Source organism: Rhizobium leguminosarum bv. viciae (assembly GCF_012276115.1).
Classification (GTDB): Bacteria; Pseudomonadota; Alphaproteobacteria; order Rhizobiales; family Rhizobiaceae; genus Rhizobium; species Rhizobium leguminosarum_T.
Genome location: NZ_WIEU01000012.1, coordinates 161,169 through 180,762 on the forward strand (window position 1 = coordinate 161,169; position 19,594 = coordinate 180,762).

At 59.3% G+C, this 19,594-nt stretch carries 20 protein-coding genes; 10 read left to right on the forward strand and 10 right to left on the reverse strand.

Features of this window, described 5'->3' with window-relative positions; genetic code table 11:
* Positions 1 to 147 precede the first annotated feature (147 nt).
* Positions 148 to 813 (reverse strand): YceI family protein, encoded by a 666-nt coding sequence (locus GFM02_RS21290; protein WP_246792325.1) that lies wholly within the window; start codon positions 811 to 813, stop codon positions 148 to 150.
* Entirely contained in the window at positions 810 to 2,351 is a 1,542-nt protein-coding gene (locus GFM02_RS21295) for a flavin-containing monooxygenase (RefSeq protein WP_168322683.1), read from the reverse strand. The genes GFM02_RS21290 and GFM02_RS21295 overlap by 4 nt, the downstream gene beginning before the upstream one ends.
* 134 nt (positions 2,352 to 2,485) lie before the next feature.
* Here GFM02_RS21295 and GFM02_RS21300 point away from each other — a divergent pair, with 134 nt between their 5' ends.
* Entirely contained in the window at positions 2,486 to 2,956 is a 471-nt protein-coding gene (locus GFM02_RS21300; RefSeq protein WP_168271701.1) for a pyridoxamine 5'-phosphate oxidase family protein, read from the forward strand.
* A gap of 14 nt (positions 2,957 to 2,970) precedes the next feature.
* Entirely contained in the window at positions 2,971 to 4,302 is a 1,332-nt protein-coding gene (locus tag GFM02_RS21305; protein ID WP_168322684.1) for a GAF domain-containing protein, read from the forward strand.
* A gap of 354 nt (positions 4,303 to 4,656) precedes the next feature.
* Here the strand turns inward: GFM02_RS21305 and maiA are convergent, their stop codons facing one another.
* The 4 genes from maiA to hppD all read right to left on the reverse strand — a co-directional run bounded on the left by maiA (position 4,657) and on the right by hppD (position 8,898).
* Entirely contained in the window at positions 4,657 to 5,289 is a 633-nt protein-coding gene (maiA, locus tag GFM02_RS21310; protein WP_168271703.1) for a maleylacetoacetate isomerase, read from the reverse strand.
* Positions 5,286 to 6,311, reverse strand: coding sequence for a fumarylacetoacetate hydrolase family protein (locus GFM02_RS21315; RefSeq protein WP_168322685.1), 1,026 nt, complete (start codon positions 6,309 to 6,311; stop codon positions 5,286 to 5,288). Before GFM02_RS21315 ends, maiA begins: the two co-directional genes overlap by 4 nt.
* Before the next feature lie 54 nt (positions 6,312 to 6,365).
* The gene (gene hmgA / locus GFM02_RS21320) at positions 6,366 to 7,727 is read right to left on the reverse strand and encodes a homogentisate 1,2-dioxygenase (RefSeq protein ID WP_168322686.1); all 1,362 of its coding nucleotides are present in this window, start codon (positions 7,725 to 7,727) and stop codon (positions 6,366 to 6,368) included.
* Positions 7,728 to 7,788: 61 nt separating this feature from the next.
* Complete coding sequence (gene hppD / locus GFM02_RS21325) at positions 7,789 to 8,898, reverse strand: 4-hydroxyphenylpyruvate dioxygenase (RefSeq protein WP_168322687.1); 1,110 nt, start codon at positions 8,896 to 8,898, stop codon at positions 7,789 to 7,791.
* A gap of 130 nt (positions 8,899 to 9,028) precedes the next feature.
* Between hppD and GFM02_RS21330 the strand changes: the two genes are divergently transcribed.
* Positions 9,029 to 9,508 carry an Lrp/AsnC family transcriptional regulator gene (locus tag GFM02_RS21330; RefSeq protein WP_003558671.1) on the forward strand — a complete coding sequence of 160 codons (480 nt, stop codon included), beginning with the start codon at positions 9,029 to 9,031 and terminating at the stop codon, positions 9,506 to 9,508.
* Positions 9,509 to 9,556: 48 nt separating this feature from the next.
* Here GFM02_RS21330 and GFM02_RS21335 read toward each other — a convergent pair whose 3' ends face one another.
* Positions 9,557 to 10,018, reverse strand: coding sequence for an Lrp/AsnC family transcriptional regulator (locus tag GFM02_RS21335; protein ID WP_168322688.1), 462 nt, complete (start codon positions 10,016 to 10,018; stop codon positions 9,557 to 9,559).
* A 123-nt stretch (positions 10,019 to 10,141) separates the two neighbouring features.
* Here GFM02_RS21335 and GFM02_RS21340 point away from each other — a divergent pair, with 123 nt between their 5' ends.
* The gene (locus GFM02_RS21340) at positions 10,142 to 10,933 is read left to right on the forward strand and encodes a phenylalanine 4-monooxygenase (RefSeq protein WP_072638740.1); all 792 of its coding nucleotides are present in this window, start codon (positions 10,142 to 10,144) and stop codon (positions 10,931 to 10,933) included.
* A 61-nt stretch (positions 10,934 to 10,994) separates the two neighbouring features.
* Here the strand turns inward: GFM02_RS21340 and GFM02_RS21345 are convergent, their stop codons facing one another.
* Positions 10,995 to 12,776 carry a peroxidase family protein gene (locus tag GFM02_RS21345; protein ID WP_168322689.1) on the reverse strand — a complete coding sequence of 594 codons (1,782 nt, stop codon included), beginning with the start codon at positions 12,774 to 12,776 and terminating at the stop codon, positions 10,995 to 10,997.
* A 560-nt stretch (positions 12,777 to 13,336) separates the two neighbouring features.
* Here GFM02_RS21345 and GFM02_RS21350 point away from each other — a divergent pair.
* Both GFM02_RS21350 and GFM02_RS21355 read left to right on the forward strand, forming a co-directional pair.
* Positions 13,337 to 14,692: a S8 family peptidase gene (locus tag GFM02_RS21350; RefSeq protein WP_168271709.1), complete on the forward strand. Its 1,356-nt coding sequence runs from the start codon at positions 13,337 to 13,339 to the stop codon at positions 14,690 to 14,692.
* Complete coding sequence (locus GFM02_RS21355; protein ID WP_003547661.1) at positions 14,689 to 14,919, forward strand: hypothetical protein; 231 nt, start codon at positions 14,689 to 14,691, stop codon at positions 14,917 to 14,919. Before GFM02_RS21350 ends, GFM02_RS21355 begins: the two co-directional genes overlap by 4 nt.
* 97 nt (positions 14,920 to 15,016) lie before the next feature.
* Here GFM02_RS21355 and GFM02_RS21360 read toward each other — a convergent pair whose 3' ends face one another.
* Together GFM02_RS21360 and GFM02_RS21365 are read right to left on the reverse strand one after the other, a co-directional pair.
* Positions 15,017 to 15,721 (reverse strand): type 1 glutamine amidotransferase domain-containing protein, encoded by a 705-nt coding sequence (locus GFM02_RS21360; RefSeq protein WP_168322690.1) that lies wholly within the window; start codon positions 15,719 to 15,721, stop codon positions 15,017 to 15,019.
* Between the two features lie 80 nt (positions 15,722 to 15,801).
* Positions 15,802 to 16,308, reverse strand: a complete 507-nt coding sequence (locus tag GFM02_RS21365; protein WP_168322691.1) for a YybH family protein — start codon at positions 16,306 to 16,308, stop codon at positions 15,802 to 15,804.
* Positions 16,309 to 16,658: 350 nt separating this feature from the next.
* Between GFM02_RS21365 and GFM02_RS21370 the strand changes: the two genes are divergently transcribed.
* The 4 genes from GFM02_RS21370 (at position 16,659) to GFM02_RS21385 (ending at position 19,566) form a co-directional block, all read left to right on the forward strand.
* Positions 16,659 to 17,384, forward strand: coding sequence for an SDR family NAD(P)-dependent oxidoreductase (locus GFM02_RS21370; protein ID WP_168322692.1), 726 nt, complete (start codon positions 16,659 to 16,661; stop codon positions 17,382 to 17,384).
* Entirely contained in the window at positions 17,378 to 17,848 is a 471-nt protein-coding gene (locus GFM02_RS21375) for a RidA family protein (protein WP_168322693.1), read from the forward strand. The genes GFM02_RS21370 and GFM02_RS21375 overlap by 7 nt, the downstream gene beginning before the upstream one ends.
* Before the next feature lie 40 nt (positions 17,849 to 17,888).
* Complete coding sequence (locus tag GFM02_RS21380) at positions 17,889 to 18,893, forward strand: enoyl-CoA hydratase/isomerase family protein (protein WP_168322694.1); 1,005 nt, start codon at positions 17,889 to 17,891, stop codon at positions 18,891 to 18,893.
* Between the two features lie 139 nt (positions 18,894 to 19,032).
* Positions 19,033 to 19,566 carry a hypothetical protein gene (locus GFM02_RS21385; RefSeq protein WP_168322695.1) on the forward strand — a complete coding sequence of 178 codons (534 nt, stop codon included), beginning with the start codon at positions 19,033 to 19,035 and terminating at the stop codon, positions 19,564 to 19,566.
* Positions 19,567 to 19,594 lie beyond the last annotated feature (28 nt).

The following is a 19,594-nucleotide window of genomic DNA, read 5'->3' on the forward strand; positions in this document are numbered from 1 at the left end:
ACAGAACAGGACTAGCAATTCAGTCTTGTTCAGAAAGTCTCCAGGCGGACGCAGATTCAGCCCTCACCATGAGGGGCAGGCGCACGGTGCAGAAGCTGCGGCTATCGATGAAACGGCACCGGCCAGCGGCGGCGCCATCTTCTCGGTTCAGTTCGTCGCCTTCCGCGGCGCGAGTTCCGTCTCGATCACGATCGTCACCTCGTCGCTAACTGCCGGCACATAAAGGCTGAGGCCCCATTCGCTGCGTTTGATCTTGGCAATGGCAGAAAAGCCAAGCTTCGGCGCCTTGTCCATAGGGTGTTCAGCCATCGAGCCGTTGAACGTGACGTCGATCGTCACTGGACGTGTCTGGCCGCGAAATGTGAGGTCGCCCGTCACCTGTCCCCTGTTCTCAGCAGTCAACTTGACCTCGGTCGAGCTGAAACTGATCGGCTGCGCCGCGAAAAAGTTCCCATCATGGCCAATCTTTTTGTCGAAGTCCTCGACCTCCGGAAATGGGAAATCGGTGCGTACCGAGGTCGGATCGATACTGGCCGACACTCTTGAAGCCGCCGGATTCTCCGCATCCCAGATGAGTTCAGCGTTCATCTTGGTGAAGCGAGCCGTATAGTTCGACAGCCCGAAATGACCAACTTTCCAGGTGACGCTCGAATGGGCAGGGTCGGATACATAGGCGCCCGAAGGCGCCGGCGACGGCTTGCTCTGGGGGAAGGCAGACGTGGCGAACAGCGCCCAAAGCGTCAGAAGATACAGGCATCTCATAAACATAGCCTTTCTGGTAAATTTGCATGGGCCGATGATTGAAGTGTTCAAGCCGCCGTCTGAACCGGGTGGAGCTTGAGGAGCTGGCGTATGCCCTCTTCTTCTGCGGTGAAATCGTCGGTTGTGATCGCCCCGAAGGCGGCGGCCGCAGCCTTTGTCTTCGCCGGCGCATGCGGCAAGAGGTCCGGCCCTTGCAGACGGAAGGAGATCGGCGACAGCGGCCCGAAGAGCAGCGCCCGTTCGAGGTCCGGCCAAATTGTTAGGTCCGGCTCTACACCGGCATTGCGGGCGAAAGTGAGCGCCGCCACATGCATCGGTAGATTGATCGGCCCCGAGCGTGTGGCGCGGCTGCGTTCAACCCCGACAAGCATCGCTGCCCGTGCCGGGAGTGACTGGCTGCTTGCGAAGCACTGGGCTACCCAGCGCGCCTGCAGTTCGAGAACTGGGAAGGCCGGCCCAATCAGATCGAACAGGCCAAGGAAGGCAAGCCCTGGCAGATCAGGATGGAAGGTATGATCGTGAAGATCGGCGCCATAACTATCGAGCCGGATCGTCCGGATGATATCCTCCGAAAGCCAAGGCATCGACAGGCGGTAACCGGTGCCGAAGAGGATGGCGTCAACATTGGAGCTCGTCCCGTCGCGGAACCAGACGGTGTGACCATCGACCCGCTCGATCCAGGGCTTCACAGCGATGCGCCCCTCCGCCACCGCCGGCAGAAAACCCTGCGATTGGGAGATACCAGCCACAAAGGCGTTGCCTTCCGGCCTCGGAGCGCCGAACTGGTCGGGGGAGCCGGCCACTTTGAGGACCTTCGTAGTCAGTCCTTCGGCCAGCAAATCCGGCGGCAGCACGCTTTCCATCAGCACGGCAGCACGACTGAACATCACGTGATCTGTGGGCACCCCGGCGATGACTTTCGGCAGGATATAGCGCTGCCGGCGGTTACTGGAGACCACCTGGACCGCACCGCCGAGCGCGATATCGGAGGCGATCTCCAACGCACTGATCGAGCAGCCGGCCACAAGCACCTTACGGCCGCGATAACGCTCCGAACCGTTATACTGGGCAGTGTGGACGGCACCTAGAGCTCCGGCGAAACCATCGAGGCCAGGTACTGCTGGCAGGTCGGGCAGGTTCTGCCGTCCCGTCGCGACGACCACCCGCTGGAAAACTTCCGAACGCACCTCCCTGTCTTCGGCCGAACGGATCAACCAGCCATTGTCAGCCCGCTCGAGCCGCTCGACCCGCGTCTTCAGTCTCAGATGCGGCAGCAGGCCCAAGGTGAAGGCATAACGTTCGAGGTAATCAAGCATCTCCTCCTGCCGCGGGTAGGCGGCGCTTTCGGAGGTGTGGTCGAGATCGGAAAAAGCCGTCATCACGCGGCTGGTATTGGTGCGCATGCCGGGCCAGATGGCGCTGGCTGCCGAGGCGGAATTCCATTGGCCACCGAGGCGGGACGAGGCCTCGAAAATGATGGGCATCAGCCCGCGGGCGATGAGGTAACGCGCGGCGACGAGGCCGGCGGGACCGGCGCCAATCACGGCGACCGCATTATCAGGCATGTTGACATGGTTCTTGGTGGACATCAGCTTGCTCCTTGTTCGATGGAAGCGCTTTAGCCGGTTCGGGAAATATCGTTTCCTAAAAGCTCATTAAGTTGCGGCGCGGGAATCTTAAAACCTGCCTAACTGCGCTATGAACTGTCCGAGGGGGACGCTTGATGTTCGGGGACAAAATCGCAGGCTTCATAGAGAGCCCGGTGATGCAGATCATTGGTAGTTCGAACGCCGCACGCCGGCCCGAGATCGGCCGAGCCGTGGGCGCATGGATTTCCGCCGAAAGCGACACGATCGACCTCGTGACCTCCGCCTGGCAATGGCCCGAAACCGTCGCCAATCTGCTCGAGAACGGGAGAATTGCCGTCACTTTTGCCCGGCCGGCGGATTACGTCTCCTATCAGCTAAAGGGACAGGCCACTATAAGACCCGCGGAATCGCACGAGGTGGAGCGCTCTTCGCAATACATCGTCGCGATCGTTTCGACACAGATGAGACTTGGCCTGCTGCCGGAACTGATCATGCCGGTGCTTTCCAACCGGGACCCGATGCTGATCACGATGCGCGTCGCCTCAGTCTTCGTCCAGACGCCGGGCTCGCACGCCGGCGAGCGTATCTGGAGCACGACCCCATGACCCGGATGTCCAGTATGCTGACCTTGGCTGATCTCGAAGCCTGTTTCGAAGGCGTCATTCCCTCGATCATCTCGACGGCGGATGCCGACGGTCTGCCGAACATTTCCTATCTCTCACATGTCGCAATGGTCGACGATCGGCATGTGGCGCTTTCCAATCAGTTCTTCGCCAAGACTGCCGCCAACATCCGCCTGAACCCACACGCGATGTTGCTTCTGGTGGATGCCCGCAATTCTGCACAATTCCGGTTGCAACTGGTTTTTGCCCACACCCTTGAGGCAGGGCCGCTGTTCGAGCACATCTCGCTGCAGATCGACGCAAGCAGCGCTCAGGTCGGCATGGCGGGCATCATGAAGCTGCGCAATCTCGATGTCTTTCGCGTCGTGAGCATCGAAGCGATACCCTCCCAGGTCGAGACAGCCGAACCCCTAGGGCTGAAACGGAACCGGTTGATCGCCGCGGCCAAGATTGCCGAGGCGATCGCCGCGGAAGCGGACGCGGACGGCATAATCGACGCTATGCTGGAAGGTCTTCGCAGAGAGTTCGGTTTCGAGCACGGCTTGTTGCTGCAACTTGATGAAGGGCGCAATCAGCTCATCACCATCGGCAGCATCGGCTATGCCCCGTCCGGCATTGGATCGGATATTCCTGTCGACGAAGGCGTGATCGGCGCCGCTGCCGCCGGTGGGCGCCTCGTCAAGCTCAGTGACATGAGTCGCATCCGCCGCTTCGGTGCGGCTGTGCGCGACTCCTCTGCCGACGAGAACCGCACGCGGGCGATCCCGCTCCCTGGCATGGCGGACGCGATGAGCCAGATCGCCGTCCCGCTGATCGCCGCGGGATCGATACGCGGCGTCCTCTTCCTCGAAAGCCGCGACCGCATCGCATTCACAGGCGAGGATGAGGCGGCACTTTCGGTACTTGCTAGACAGGCGGCCATGGCACTGGCCCTAAGCGAGAAACTTTCGCTCGAAACCGAACCGCAGCAATTGGTCCGGGCGGAACTTCCGACGTCCGAGAAGACGGTACAGGTTGTCCATCATCGTTTCGACGACAGCATTTTTGTTGATGGCGATTACGTCATCAAGGGGGTCGCGGGCAGACTGCTCGCCTCGATGCTGGAACAGTACCAGGAAAGTGGTCGCGTGGAATTCACCAACCGCGAGATTCGGCTCGACGCGGCGCTGAAACTGCCCGACTTCAAGGACAACTTGGAAACACGGCTACTGCTTCTCCGCCGACGGCTTGACGAGAAACGGCTTCCGATCCGGCTGAGCCGCCTTGGCCGCGGCCGGATAGGCCTTCTCATTGAAGGCGCTCTACGGCTCAGCAAGGACGTCGTGTGAGGGGCTGAGCGGCTAATGACGATGCGTGTGTTCAACTGTTCCTGGCTGATCATGGAAGTCTGTGCAATGAGTCCTTGAGCCTCAATGCGACGAAGCCCGTGGCAATCACGGGCGCGACGATCGACAGCTTTGACGAGAACATTTCATCCCTACCCCAACGCATCTGATCAATGCACAAGGGGCAATCTTCTGGCAAGCGGCACAATCAGAAGTGATGATACAAGGTAAACGCGGGTTCCTCACCGTGATCATGAGATCCCAGTCCACGCGATCCAATACATGTCGGCCATTGATGCGAGAGCCGCAGGAGAAGGGGACGCTTCTTCGGATTTCGTCCTGGATTCCGCTCCGCCGTTACGGCTTCACACGGTCTGGATGCGCCGCCTGGAAGGCCGGCAGGTCTGCGCATCTGGCGTCGATATCGACGATGCGCTTGAAAGTGGTCATATCAACGCCCCAGCGGTGGGCGTTGTAGACCTGGGGAACGAGACAGAGGTCCGCCATCGTCGGCACATCCCCAAAGCTGAACGCGCCATCGCCTTCGCCGATCATGGCTTCCAATTTGCGAAGTCCGTCGCTGATGAAATGCTTCATCCATTGCTCGCGGGCGTCGGACTTATCCGTCATGCTCATCAGATGCGACACGACATGCAGGTTGCAGATCGGATGGATGTCCATGGCGACCGCATATGCAAGGGCGCGGACTTTTTGGCGATCGGCGATATCCGATGGCAGCAATCCGCATTCCGGCCGAGTTTCGGCCAGATATTCGATGATTGCCAGCGACTGGGTCAGTGTCTTCCCGTCGATCACCAATGTCGGCACCAGTCCCTGCGGATTGAGGGCCAAATATTCCGGCGTCTTGTGCGCGCCGTCCAAAAGGTTGATGGGCACGGTTTTGTAGTCGACGCCCAGGAGATTGAGCGCGATGCGGACGCGATAGCTCGCCGATGATCGCCAGTAGTCGTAAAGAACGACCTCGTTCATTGCGGCCCGGCCCCTTTGTATTTTTCGACCGTCTGTTCGATCGCCCCGAAGATCGAATGGCCGGCCTTATCCTTCATCTCGATGCGGACCTGATCCCCGAACTTCATGAACGGGGTCTTCGGCGATCCGGTCTCGATCGCCTCGATCATTCGCAGTTCGGCGATGCAGGAGTAGCCGTCTCCTCCCTCTTCCACCGGTTTGCCCGGGCCGCCGTCCAGCTTGTTGGACACCGTTCCCGAGCCGATGATCGTACCGGCCAGGAGGTTACGGGTTTTGGCGGCATGGGCGATCAGTTGGCCAAAATCGAACGTCATGTCGATGCCGGCGTTGGCTTTGCCGAATGGCTTGCCGTTCAGGCTGACGAGCAACGGGAGATGCAGCTTGCCACCGTCCCATGCGTCTCCGAGTTCGTCCGGCGCCACCGCGACCGGGGAAAATGCCGATGCCGGCTTCGACTGGAAAAAACCAAATCCCTTCGCCAACTCGTCCGGAATCAGACCGCGCAGCGACACATCGTTGACGAGCATTATCAGGCGGATGGCGTCGCGTGAGGCCTCGGGGCCGGACCCCATCGCGACGTCGCCGGTGATGATGGCGACTTCGCCCTCCATATCGATCCCATAAGCCTCGTCGGCCATCACGATTGGGTCACGCGGCGCAAGGAAAGCATCCGAACCGCCCTGATAGATCAGCGGATCGGTCCAGAAGCTCGCCGGCATCTCGGCGCCGCGTGCCTTGCGCACCAGTTCGACATGGTTGACGTAAGCGGAGCCGTCGGCCCATTGGTAGGCTCGCGGCAAAGGTGACGTTGCGTCATGTTCGTGAAACCGGATCGTCGGCTGGGCGCCAGTCTCGACGCCTTCGGCAATGAGCGCGAGCCTCGGAGCCACATGCTGCCAGTCATCGAGCGCCGCCTGCAATGTGCGGGCGATGTGACCGACCTCGGAACAGCGGGTAAGGTCGCGGGAAACGACAACAAGCCGGCCGTCCCGTGTGGAGTCTTTTAACGTTGCAAGCTTCATGTCCGAAATTCCGTGCCGGAGGATGACTTCACCTGATGCATCACTTGATGCCCCTCACTTGATACCAGGGGTTCCGTCGAACTTGCGTTCCAGGCCGTCCCAGCATTCCAGGTAATCATCCTGCAGCATTTCAAGCTCGGCTGCGTATTTCGTCAGTTGCTGCGGGTACCGGGTCTCGAACATGAAGGCCATGGTGTGATCGAGCTTCACGGGCTTGAGCTCGGTATTGGATGCCTTTTCGAAGGCGAGCGCGTCCGGCCCATGCGGAAGCATCATGTTGTGCAGGCTCATGCCACCAGGCACGAAGCCCTCCTCCTTGGCGTCATACTGGCCATGGATCAGGCCCATGAATTCGCTCATGATGTTGCGGTGGTACCAGGGCGGACGGAACGTGTGCTCGGCGACCAGCCAGCGCGGCGGAAAGATCACGAAATCGACATTCGCCGTGCCGGCATCTTCGGTCGGTGCGGTCAGCACCGAAAAGATCGACGGATCGGGATGATCGAAGCGGATCGCGCCGACAGGAGAAAATGTCCGCAGGTCGTATTTGAACGGGGCGTAGTTGCCGTGCCAGGCCACCACGTCCAGCGGCGAATGGCCGATATCGGTGACATAGAATTTTCCGCACCACTTCACATGCACACGGCACGGTGTTTCCTTGTCCTCGAAAGCGGCGACAGGCGTCTTGAAGTCGCGCGGGTTTGCCAGACAGTTGGCGCCGATCGGTCCGCGGTCCGGCAGGGTGAATTTCGCGCCGTAGTTCTCGCAGATGTAGCCACGCCAGACTGTCTGCTCACCACCCTTCAGAATCTTGAACATCATGCCGCGCGGGATCAGGCATATTTCCAGGGGTTCGACATCCATGATCCCCATCTCGGTGAACACCCTGATCGCCCCGAGCTGCGGCACGATCAGCAATTCACCATCGGCATTGAAGAAGTAGTCGTCGACCATGTCCTCGTTGAAAATATAGGCATGGGCTGACATCCCCACCTGGGTGGTGGCATCGCCTGCCGTGGTGATGGTCCGAACGCCTTCAAGGAATGTCAGTCTCTCCGAGGGTGCGGGGATGGGATCCCAGCGAAGCTGGCCGAGCGGAAGCGAATGTTCGTCGAGGCAAGGCGCGGTTTTCCAGAGCGGATAGGACGCATTGGAGAAGCGGCGGGTATGACGCACGCTCGGGCGGATGCGATAAAGCCAGGACCTTTCGTTGGTCCCGCGTGGCGCGGTGAACGGCGAGCCGGAAAGCTGCTCCGCATAAAGACCGTAATTGCACTTCTGCGGGCTGTTCTGGCCTTGCGGCAAGGCGCCGGGAAGCGACTCGGTTTCAAAGTCGTTGCCGAAGCCCGGCATATATTTCAGCGTGTTTGCTGTCGCGGCGTCACCATCCGACGCCTGGATCGATGTCTGGTCCATGCTCACTCCTCCCCGAACACTCCAGCGCCGCGCGTCTGAAAGATGCGCGGCGCTAGTGAGTTTACTCCGCTGCCGTCCCGATGACACCACGCTTGATCTGATCGGCTTCGATCGACTCGAAAAGAGCCCGGAAGTTGCCTTCGCCGAAGCCTTCGTCGCCCTTGCGCTGGATGAATTCGAAGAAGATCGGGCCGATGACGGTCTTGGAGAAGATCTGCAGCAGGATTTTCGTCATGCCGCCATTCACCACACCTTCGCCATCGATGAGGATGCCGTGTTTCTTCATGCGTTCGACAGGTTCGCTATGGCCGTTCACGCGTTCATAGGACATGTCGTAATAGGTCTCCGGCGGCCCTGGCATGAAGCGCAGGCCGTTGTCGGCAAGCCTGTCGGTGGCGTCGTAAATATCCTCCGTTCCAACGGCGATGTGCTGAATGCCCTCGCCCTTGTACTTCCTCAGATATTCCTCGATCTGGCTGGTGTCGTCCTTCGATTCATTCAGCGGAATGCGGATCTTGCCGCAGGGCGAGGTGATGGCGCGGCTCACCAGCCCGGTGATGCGCCCATCGATATCGAAGAAGTGGATCTGCTTGAAATTGAACAGGTTGCGGTAAAAATCCCACCACTTGTCCATGTTGCCGCGAAAGACATTGTGCGTCAGATGGTCGAGATAATAGAAGCCGATCCCCTGGGGATGCGGGTTGCGCTCGCCGAGCCAATCGAACTCGGCATCGTAAGCCGACCCCTTGGCACCATAGGTCTCGACGAAATAGAGCAGCGAGCCGCCAATGCCGACAATCGCCGGGACGTCGAGCGCCTTGTCGTCCCCTTCATGGGGAACAGCACCTTTCGACACCGCGTGGTCGAAGGCGTGCTTGGCGTCGACGACGCGCCAGGCCATCGACGGGGCGCAGGGACCATGATTTGCGACGAAACGCGCGGCATGGCTGCCGGGTTCGGCGTTTAGCACATAGTTGATGTCACCCTGGCGCCAGACGGTGATGTCTTTCGTCTTGTGCCTGGCGGCGGCAACATAGCCCATGCGCGTGAAGAGCTCGCGCAGCGTCTCGGGCTCGGGATGGGCGAATTCGACGAATTCGAAGCCGTCGGTGCCGGCCGGATTGTCGGCAGTGATTTCCGAGGGCGGCGCATCATGCGGGAACGGACCCATTTTCTTTCCTCCAGAGGAGATTGCATTTGATATGCAAAGTGTGGCCCAAAACGCGTGCAAAGTTCTTGCATTCTTTATGCTCTCAGAAGAGATTATGCACGATCCGTGAGTGTATTGGAGATTTCGTGCAATGGATGAGCCGCTCGACAAATTGGATTTGCGCCTGCTCCAGGAACTTCAAAAAGACGGCAGGCTGACGAACAACGAGTTGGGCGAGCGGATCGCGCTTTCGCCGTCGCAATGTTCGCGCCGGCGGACGAGACTGGAGGCTGAAGGATATATCCGCAGCTACCGCGCTTACCTCGATCGGCAGAAGTTGGGTCTCGACATGCTGGTGGTCATTTCCGTGACGCTTGCGACCCATAATAGAGACAATGCCCGCCGGTTTTCCCAGCTGATCAACGGACTTCCGGAAGTTCTCGAAGCCTATGCGCTAACCGGTGAAATGGACTATCACCTGACGGTCGCGACCCGCGGCCTCGCCGACCTCTCCAAATTCGTCAACGACGTTCTGTTGCCCCACGAGTCGGTACAGCACGTGAAGACGTCGATCGTCCTCGATACGCTGAAGACATTCGAAGGCTTTCCGGTGCTGATGCCGGGTCACTGACATGGCGACAGCACGCGATGATTCCGCTGGCTCGTTCGGGGACAAGCGTTAGATCGGCAGTTCCGTCGAGAATTTCAGCTCGCGCAGCACGAAGCTTGAGACGACGGTGCGCACATGCGGGTTGCGCATGAGATAGCGGGTCATGAAGGCTTCGTAGCTTTCCACGTCGCTTGCCCTTATTTTCAGCATATAGTCGAAGGCGCCGGACAAGGCGTAGCACTCCATGATCTCCGGCCGCTCCAGCACCATCGAAGCGAAAGATGCGACCGCCTCTTCGTGGTGATCCTCCAGCGTCACATGCGCGATCACGCAGAGCTTGAGATCGAGTTTGCCAGGATCGAGCAGCGTTACACGCTTGCGGATGACGCCGTCGGCCTCCAGCTCCTGGATCCTCCGCCAGGCAGAGCTCTGCGACATGCCGGCCTTTTCCGCCAGGTCTGCCAGCGAAAGGCTGCCGTCGGCCTGGACGAGTTGCAGGAGCTTGCGGCGAAAATTCCCAGGTTCTTTCATTTTTGGCGTCACTTTCGGGAAAATTTGCCACCATTATGGCGATAGCCAGCATGAAAGAAAAGAAAATCCTCCAAACTCGGATCATAATGGCAGCAAAAGCGCCGTTCTCGGGAGGATCAGCCTATGACCAAGGAAAGCAGCTACACCGCCAAACTGCCCGGCCCGGACGGTTTGTACGACTACACCCCGGATGAAGATGCGATCTGGGGCGAACTCTACCGGCGTCAGATGACGCTGCTTTCCGACATGGCCTGCCGCGAATATCTGGACGGCGTCAAAATGCTGGGGCTCAAGCCCGACAAGGTGCCTCAGCTTCTCGATGTGAACAGACGCCTGAACGAGACCACCGGCTTCGGCGTCGAAGGCGTGCCGGCGCTCATTCCGCCCTCGCGCTTTTATGAACTTCTGTCGCAAGGCAAATTCCCGCTCGCAACCTTCCTGCGCCGTCGCGAGCATATCGACTATATCGAGGAACCGGACCTGTTCCACGAGGTCTTCGGCCATTGCCCCATGCTCACCAACCAGAGCTATGCCAATTTCGTCCGGCATTTCGGCGAAACGGCCGTCCGCCTCGGCAAGGGCTATTCATGGCATCTGTTCCGGATATTCTGGTTCACCGTCGAATTCGGCCTGATCAATACGCCGCAGGGACGCCGCTGCTTCGGCGCGGGCATCGTCTCATCGCCCAGCGAAGCGAAGGCGGCAATGGAAGGCAAGGCATGCGAATTCCGGCCGTTCGATCTGCTGAGCGTGCTCCGGACGCCCTACCGGATCGACATCCTCCAGCCCATCTACTACGTCATCGACAGCTTCGCCGATCTTGAAGCGATCGTGGAGCAGGATATCGAGGCCACCATCCTCAAGGCAAAATCGCTGGGTGATTTCGCCCCCGCTTTCGAAGCCAAGGCTTCGTAAATCGCCGATGATAGGGTGGTTTGCCTCGCCGCGGTGCGGCGAGGCAACAGTCTTACGAGCACTACTGCATGACCGCCGCGAACCGCATCCACTTGACGATCGAGTCGATCGGCGAGTTGTCCGGCATCTTGAGAGGGCTCTGACTGGGCGTGAACCCACGCGAAAGAGCCGAGTCCGGATCCGCCAGCAGCACGCCCACGAAGGTCGACGCCACGAGACAGCTCCCGACTTCGCCCAATCGATTTCCGCCTGCAGCCTCGGCTTCGGCCAGAATGTAGAACCAGAGCGGCGTACGTTCGTGGAAACGCGATGCAGTACCGGCGAGGAAGTTCTTCAGATCGGGCTTCGCGGCAAACAGCGCTGAGACATCTTGGATCGGCGAGGACTGCACCGCGCCAATTTGCTTGAGATGCTTGTGTAAAGCCTGACCCGTCGGGAGCCTGAGATTGTAGCCCCGACGAAGGTTCCGCCTTGCCAGGTTCTTGAACAACTCCTTAAGCTGTTGGTCGGCCTGGTCCTCCCCCTCCTTGAACAGCGTATGCAATGGCGGAGCAAGTTCCGTATCGATCCTCCTGGCAAGACGGGCCGGCTCCCCATCGCCCGCATCATGGGGATCAGCTCCCGTAAAGCGCGTCCAGTCGATTATCCAGTTCTTAGGCAACTTCTTCTCGTCATCCAGCCTGCCGCCGCCGCCAGTGAATTCGAATAGCAACTGCAAGTCGGCGCGCTTCAGAAAACCTGTGCCCGGCCGCCCAAAGTTCTTGTTGTAGTCATAGAAGGCTCTGACCATGGAATGACCGAACCGATAGGCTGCGGTGGAGAACTCCAACGGCAGAGCATTTCCAAGCCGGGTATTCTGTCTCCGGGCATCGAACTCGGCTCTGAATTTGAAGAAATGAGATGCCCGATCCTTGACGACGCGGTCCACCACAACCGGATCGCAAACGCCCTTGAGATATCCTTCTACAATCAACCATTGGTAATGGAGTCTCGTCAGAGCCTGGGCTGCGCTGAAATCGGCGATCCAGCCCGTGTCATGCGATGCGAGATAGTCGACGGCCTTGTTATGGAACCGGAGAAAACTCAGATGGAACTGCGCGACGACGAGATTTTCATCGTTGCGATTGTCCCCGATTATCGCCCGCTGGGGCAAGGTATCAGAGAATTTCTGAAACGCCTCGGGAGTCATCGCGGCCTCAGCCAGACGTAAAGCCGCCTCCCGGACAGACGACTGGACCTGGCCATAACGAGGAAGGTCGCGATGTTCGTCGAGGTTGTCTGGAAGCGGCCCCGGATCGGCGGCTGTCCCGACACGCATTTTGTTTTTCAGCGTGGGGTGGCGAAGGCCGGAGATCACTTTGACAACATCTGCATCGATCCCCTCGCCGACGGCAGATCCGCCGTAGACACTATCCAGATCGAAGCGGGGCGAGCGAGCATTCCTGAACTGACTCTCCACTGTCGACGAGGCGACAGGCGGGTGTGCGTTGACCATGCTCGAGATCGCCCCTTCGCGATCAGTTCGGGCCGTCAGCTCGTGATCCAGGAATTGTCCCCAATATGTGAACACAGGCGGGAGCGTGGAATCTTCCGTCGGATCCTCGCTCGTCGGCGTCGCAACAACATCGATCATCATTTCGCCGAGCTCATCGAGCTCCCCAAGCGTCTCCGCCGTATTGGGAAGGTAATTCTCCGGCGCATCTAATGGCGGAACGAAATAACCGAAGTCAGCTTCTTCATCGACCGCGACGTCACCCGTCGCTGGCCGCCCGGCCCGAACGCTCGGCCCTGGAACTGCACGCTTTTTCTCCGCACCCCCGTGCGATTGAAAAACGATTGCCATTGGCAACACCCTCCGTTTTCCAGCCCGCGGGATAATTCATACACCTAGAACGCGAAGTCAACTAATCATATTGGGCTATTATTCATCTTAAAGTTGGTAAATTACCAGTAAACCCAGTCGATATCTGTGCGGATTCAGCGCACTCGTTTTGTCAGGCACAAAAATAACGAGGAAAACCGATGGGGAGGAGATGCAGAAGTATAGGCCACCTGAAAAGCAATGAAACGCTGACGAACGACCACTAGAATTTTCATTTGCTAGCTCAACAATAAGATGTATATTTGCCGCCGAGATTTCACCTGGGGAAGTACATCCCGAAATCGACCTACAAGGTACAATTTATTATGCTTGCTTGCTGAACGCTCCAATTTTCGGTTGGCGAAGCTTTGTGTTCTCGCGGCAAGTCAGCGGAAAAAAACATCTGGTCAATCCGCATCGATCCACCTGCAGGGCCGCCGCTGTCCCAAACGCGCGTGTCGGCTCGATTAACGGATTGCCGCGTCAAGCTTGCGGCTTTTGTATTGCTTTAAAACCGTGAAAGATGGGGGAGAGTTGGCATCATGGCTAAATCAACGCGAGGCAGGGTCAACGCACCAGGCGACGGCACATCGGGTCTTGGCATGGTGGTGCGATTTACACCCAAAGCAAGGAGCGAGGGTGTACAGCAACTCGAAAAAGGCGGCTTCCGTGTCGCGTCGTCCAAAGATTTTCGCAGCGCCGTGGCGGTGCCAAATGATTTCGATGGCGCTGATGTTCAGTACTTCGAACGTTTCGGAATCGCAATTGTGCGCCGGGACGGCGAGAGACTGAAGCCCATGTTGCAAAATGCCATGCAGCAGAAGGTCATCAGCGCGGCCCGGCCGGAGCGATCCTATCGTGCCCTCGGCGGCCCGCTGGCGAAGCGGCTAGACCTCGCACAGGGGACGGTGGGCGGCGTTGCAACCTCCTTGGACCGTGACTACCTGCTCGGCTATCGTGACGCTGTGAACGAACTGGTCGATCGCTTATTGGGCAAAAAGGCGGCAGAGGGGCTTGTCGCCCGGGCTGCCTTTGAGGAGACCAGCAACACCTGGGGACTGCAGGCTGTCAGGGCTATCGAAGGTGAGCTGAGCGGGGCCGGCATCAAGGTAGCAGTACTGGATACCGGATTTGACGAAACTCATCAGGATTTTGTCGGCCGTTCAGTCACCAAGAAGCTCTTTGCGACACGTAGTTCCGATGGCGATGTTCACGGTCACGGAACGCATTGCATCGGGACGGCATGCGGTCCGTTGCGACCGACCAGCGGCCCACGTTACGGCATCGCCTATGAGGCGGAAATCTACGCTGGAAAGGTGCTGGGCGACGACGGCTTCGGTACTGACCGGTCGATCATTGCTGGCATGGAATGGGCGCTGGATGAAGGTTGCCATGTTATTTCGATGTCGTTAGGCGCTGCAACGCAAATTGGAGATGCGCCGAGTGACGACTACGAGCAAATTGGGCAGGTATGTTTAGACGCAGGAACCTTAGTTGTTGCCGCTGCCGGGAACGAAAGTTCCCGTCCTCAACAGATTAACCCAGTTGGTTCTCCGGCGAACGCGTCCACGATCCTCGGAGTTGGCGCCGTGGATCGCTCCTTCGCGCCGGCGTCGTTCTCGTGCGGCGGTTTGAATCCTGGTCAGGAAGTGGACATTGCCGCTCCTGGCGTCGATATATTCTCGAGCTTGCCCGATGACAAGTATGACCGGTGGGATGGCACCAGCATGGCGACCCCACATGTCGCCGGCGTCGCGGCTCTTATTGCTCAGTCTGATCCGAAGTTTCGCGGATGGGCGCTTTGGGCGCGCTTGATTCAGCTTACAAAGCCTCTATCTTCCCCTGCTAGGGATGTTGGCAAGGGCCTGCTCCAGGCAAGAGGATGCGGCGAGGTATGACGACCGATAAGATTGAAGTTACCATTCGGATCGACAAAAACGAGGCCCGCAGTTTGGGAGAGGTCGTCGGCGACTTGAAGTCGCAAGGCCTTGAACAGGTGCAAAGCCACGAGCGCTTCATGATTGTCAACGGTAGTGTCAATCCTGACGCGCTCGATGCGCTTCGTGCGGTAAAGGGAGTCGCTTCAGTTCGGCAAGATGCCGCATACAAGACTCAAGCGAACTGATCATGCAGGCGGCACGGCCTATGCGCAGGCGCTGTGCAGGAAGTCCCCGTTTGCGACCACACATGATGAGTTTGCCAGCTGGCCACCCGGCTGTGACTTATGCGGCGCTCGAACCGACAGCAGACCGGTCCGCAAGCAGTTTGACCAGGGCTTGCGCACCGGCAGTCGAAGAGGCCGGGTTCTGTCCGGTGATCAACCTGCCGTCCGTGATGGCAAAGCTCTGCCAGTTCGGCGCTTTTTCATAAAGACCGCCGAGCCGCTTCAATTCATCTTCGACCAGGAACGGCACGACGTCGGTGAGCTGAACCTCTTCCTCTTCGCTGTTCGCAAACCCCGTGACGCGTTTTCCCTTGACGATCGGCGCGCCCTTATACGTCACCCGATGCAGCACGGCAGGTGCATGGCAGACGGCGGCAACCGGCTTGCCGGAATTGTAGAAGGATTCGATCAGGGAGATCGAATCCGGGTTGTCGACCAGATCCCACATCGGTCCGTGGCCGCCCGGATAGAACACCGCGTCGAAATCCTCCGAGCGTATATCCGCCAGCTTCAAGGTGCTGGCGAAATCCTTCTGCGCCGCTGCGTCCTGTTTGAAGCGCGTCATCGCCCCCGTCTGGTTTTCCGGCAGATCGCTCTTCGGGTCGACCGGCGGCTGACCGCCTTTGGGCGAGGCGAGGACGAGTTCAACGCCGGCATCGCGAAAGACATAGTAGGGTGCAGCTCCTTCTTCGAGCCAGAAGCCCGTCTTTCGGCCGGTGCTGCCAAGAATGTCATGGGACGTAAACACCATCAGGATCTTCATCTGTCGACTCCTTCTTGTTCGACCGCAGTCAGAACCGGCTGCGTGAAGAGAAGTATGGCAAGTTTCCGCTCGCACCACAGCTACACCTTGGTATCGGCGATACCTTGGTATCGACTGCCTTTCGCCCTGCCCCCAAAGATCAAACGTTGGTAGTCAGCGAGCATCTTGGGGTCTTCGACGGAACCGTGGTGGTGGAGTTGTCGCCAAGTGTCGTTCATTCGAACGAACCAGCGTGTCGTACGAAAGGCGACATCGAGCCTCTCCTCGGGTGTCTCGCATCGGCCTCTTTCGCGGCCGACAAAGAGGTGCCAGTCTTCTCCGCCCTGGCTGGTGAAGTCGTGGAACGCCACCTGCACCTTCGCCTGACCTTCGAAAAGCCTGGAATACCCGTCGGCAATCGCGCCCCAGCCACGTCGGATTCCGCCGATGGGATTGTCCATGCTCGGAGCTTCGCCCTCGACCCAGACGGCTTCCAGCCCCGTCATGTCGGCAGCGTTGAACGCCCTGTAGAACTCTATCAGCGCGTCTAGAGGACCGTCGCCGGTCTTCGCCTCGTTTCCCGTTATCTCTCGGAGATGCGTCTGCATGTCAGAACCTCTTTCCGCTTGGGTTTCAAAGGAGCGCCGGCTCGAGCCGGCTTGCTGAGGATGCGGAAAGGAAAAAGCGGATTCCATTAGACGATGGTGTCGCCAACGCGCGGATTCGGCTTCCTCCGGTGATCAACGCTCGGTCCCGCCATCCGACCCAAAGGTATCGGCGACACTTTCGTACAATAGGCGGCAACCGTTTTTGGCGAGATGTTCCTGACAGAACGGCAACGGAGATGTCGAAACCGTTCCCGGCTGAAGGCCGGATCAACACACAATTCGCGATCGAGGCAGCGCCCGGCCATTGGTGGTGGGCGGCTGGTCGGTGCGTACCAATAACGGAGGCGGAAATGAGCCTGCACAAGACAGTGGTGATCACCGGCGCATCCCAAGGGATTGGCGCCGGCCTCGTGAAGACCTTCCTCGATAAGGGATATAATGTCGTCGGGACATCGAGACGCATCAGCGAGACGACCGCGTTCGAGCGCAATGACAGGCTGGCGTTGATCGACGGCGATGTCGCCGATCCGGAGACCGCCGAGCGTGTGGCGCAGCGGGCCGTCGAGCGGTTCGGGTCGATCGACGCGCTGGTCAACAACGCCGGCATCTTCGTCACCAAGCCCTTCCTCGACTACACGATCGATGACTTTCGGCGCCTCGCAGCCACCAATGTCGAAGGCTTCCTTCACTTCACCAAGTGCGCTGTCAGGCAGATGCTTCGTCAGAAGTCGGGAGGAAGCGTCGTCACCATCACGTCGTCGCTGACGGATCATCCCATCGCCGGTGTGACGGCGTCCGTGCCGATGATCACGAAGGGCGGCCTCAATGCCATCACCAAGAGCCTGGCGCTGGAATTCGCCAGGGATAACATCCGGGTCAATGCGGTGTCGCCAGGTGTGGTCGATACGCCGCTGCATGCGACGAATCCAAAAGATTATCTCAAGTCGCTTTCGCCGATGGGAAAGATCACGGCCGTCGAGGAGATCGTCGACGGCGTCGTGTATCTGACCGAGTCAGCGAATATCACCGGGGAGGTGCTGCACGTCGACAACGGCGCACATTTGGGAAAATGGTAGGCCGCGACCCGGAGGGGCGCCTGCAGGAACTGGGTATCGTACTGCCTCCTCCGCCGACACCTTTCGGCGCCTATGTCGAGGCGATCCAGTCAGGGCCGCTGCTGTTCCTGAGCGGCATGCTTCCGGTGGTTGGCCACGATCCCGTCTATTTCGGGCGGGTCGGCGAGGAGCTTTCGACCCTTGAAGGCTATGATGCCGCGCGCACCGCCTGCCTCAGCGGCATCGCGGCCGCGAGGTCGCAGCTGGGATCCTTGAATTCCGTTCGTCGCATTTCCAAGCTCGGCGTCTACATCGCGACATCCCACACGTTCCGCGAACATCCGAAGGTGGCAGACGGCGCCTCCGAGCTTCTGCTCGACATCTTCGGAGCGGAAAGGATTCCCCCGCGCATCGTTCTCGGCGTCACCAGCATCCCGCTCGGAATGCCCGTCGAAATCGAGCTCATTCTTGAAATCGAGCCCTAGCGAAGGATTTCGCTGACCAACCCCAGACATGGAGACAATCATGACACTCACATCATCGAAAAGGTTGCGGTCCCGGCTTGCTCTCGCCGTCGTCGCCGCGTCATCCACGTTTCTGACAGCCTCGGCGGTCCTGATGCTGCCGGCACTTGCGCTCTCCGGCCAGTCGCCGGTCAAGCCGGACAGCACGGTACAATCAAAGCCCGGGTCCGAAACGGCACACGAATCCCAGATCAAAGTGGACAAGCGGACGCCGGCCTATTGGCGGGTGACATTCGACAACCCTCCGTTCAATGTTTTCGGTCCGGAGACCATTCCGCAGCTCGAGAAGGTTATCGCCGACATCGAGACCGATCCGAACCTCAGGGTCGTCGTGTTCGACAGCGACGTGCCGGGCTTTTTCCTGACCCATTACAATTTCACTCCGCCTCTGGAGGAGTCGACGAGCCTTCCCTCAGGGCGCACCGGTCTACATCCGCTTCCCGATATGCTGGTGCGATTGAGCAAGGCGCCGGTCGTATCCATCGCCTTGATCCGTGGTCGCGCCACCAGGGTCGGAAGCGAGCTCGCCCTGGCAAGCGACATGCGTTTTGCGAGCCGGGAAAAGGCCATTCTGTCACAATGGGAGGTCGGCACCGGCTTCGTCCCGGGCGGCGGTCCCATGGCACGGCTTCCCAGGCTGATGGGCCGAGGGCGCGCGCTCGAAGTTCTGCTCGGATCCGACGACATCAACGGCGAACTGGCCGAGCAGTATGGTTACGTGAACCGTTCGTTCGCAGACGACAAGCTCGATCCCTTCGTCGACTCGCTTGCAGCGCGCATCTCTGGATTTGATCGGGCAGCCATCGCGGATACGAAACGGCTGGTCGATTTCGCCAGCCTGCCGACCGACCCGGAAATCGGCGCCGGCTGGGACGCCTTCATTTCCTCGGTCCAGCGTCCCGTGGCGCAAAAGAACATCGGCCGGTTGATGGAGATGGGCCTGCAGAAGAACCCAGACATCGAGTCGAGGCTCGGCCATTACACGCAGACTTTGGCCGATAAGTAGGCTGAAGAGGCGCCCCATGTGAACCGGCAGGTCGCACGGCGCCTACCGCAATATTCGGTAACGGTGTCCCTGTGACGACACAGAATCCACTACGCGGGATTGCACGCCCGCCCATCACGATGAACAACGGAGAAATGACATGCACAGTGTTGAGAACCAGATCGTCGATTCAAGCTTTTCCGCCATCATCAATGCCCCGATCGAGAAGATCGATATTCCCAAATGGTGCTTCGCCTTGTCCGAGAAGGACTATCAGGGTTGCTCTCCAGCCCACATCGCGGCTGGCTTCACCACGACGCCGGACGGCAGACGGATGTCGATCAATGTCGAGACCATCGGCGGCAGCCTGATGGTCCAGCATTACGTCGAGACGCTCGGCGAGAAGGATCATCTGATCCTCGACTCCGACTCGGACGTGTTCACACCGTCGGGACGTACGACCATCCATGTGACCTGGGAACTAAGCGCCAAGAGGCTCGACGACGCGAGATGCGAGTTCACCAACCGAGTCAGGTCCTACGCCACCGACGAAATGCTTGGCTTCCTCGACCGCCAGGGAATTCCGTTCGACATCTTCCGGACACAGCGCCAGCCGATGTCCATCGCTCATAATAAGGGCGAGACGCCGCTCTTCGCCGCGAGCATCGAGCGCGCCGCGCTCCGCAACGACTGACCACCTGAATCCAGTTGCCGCACGGAGA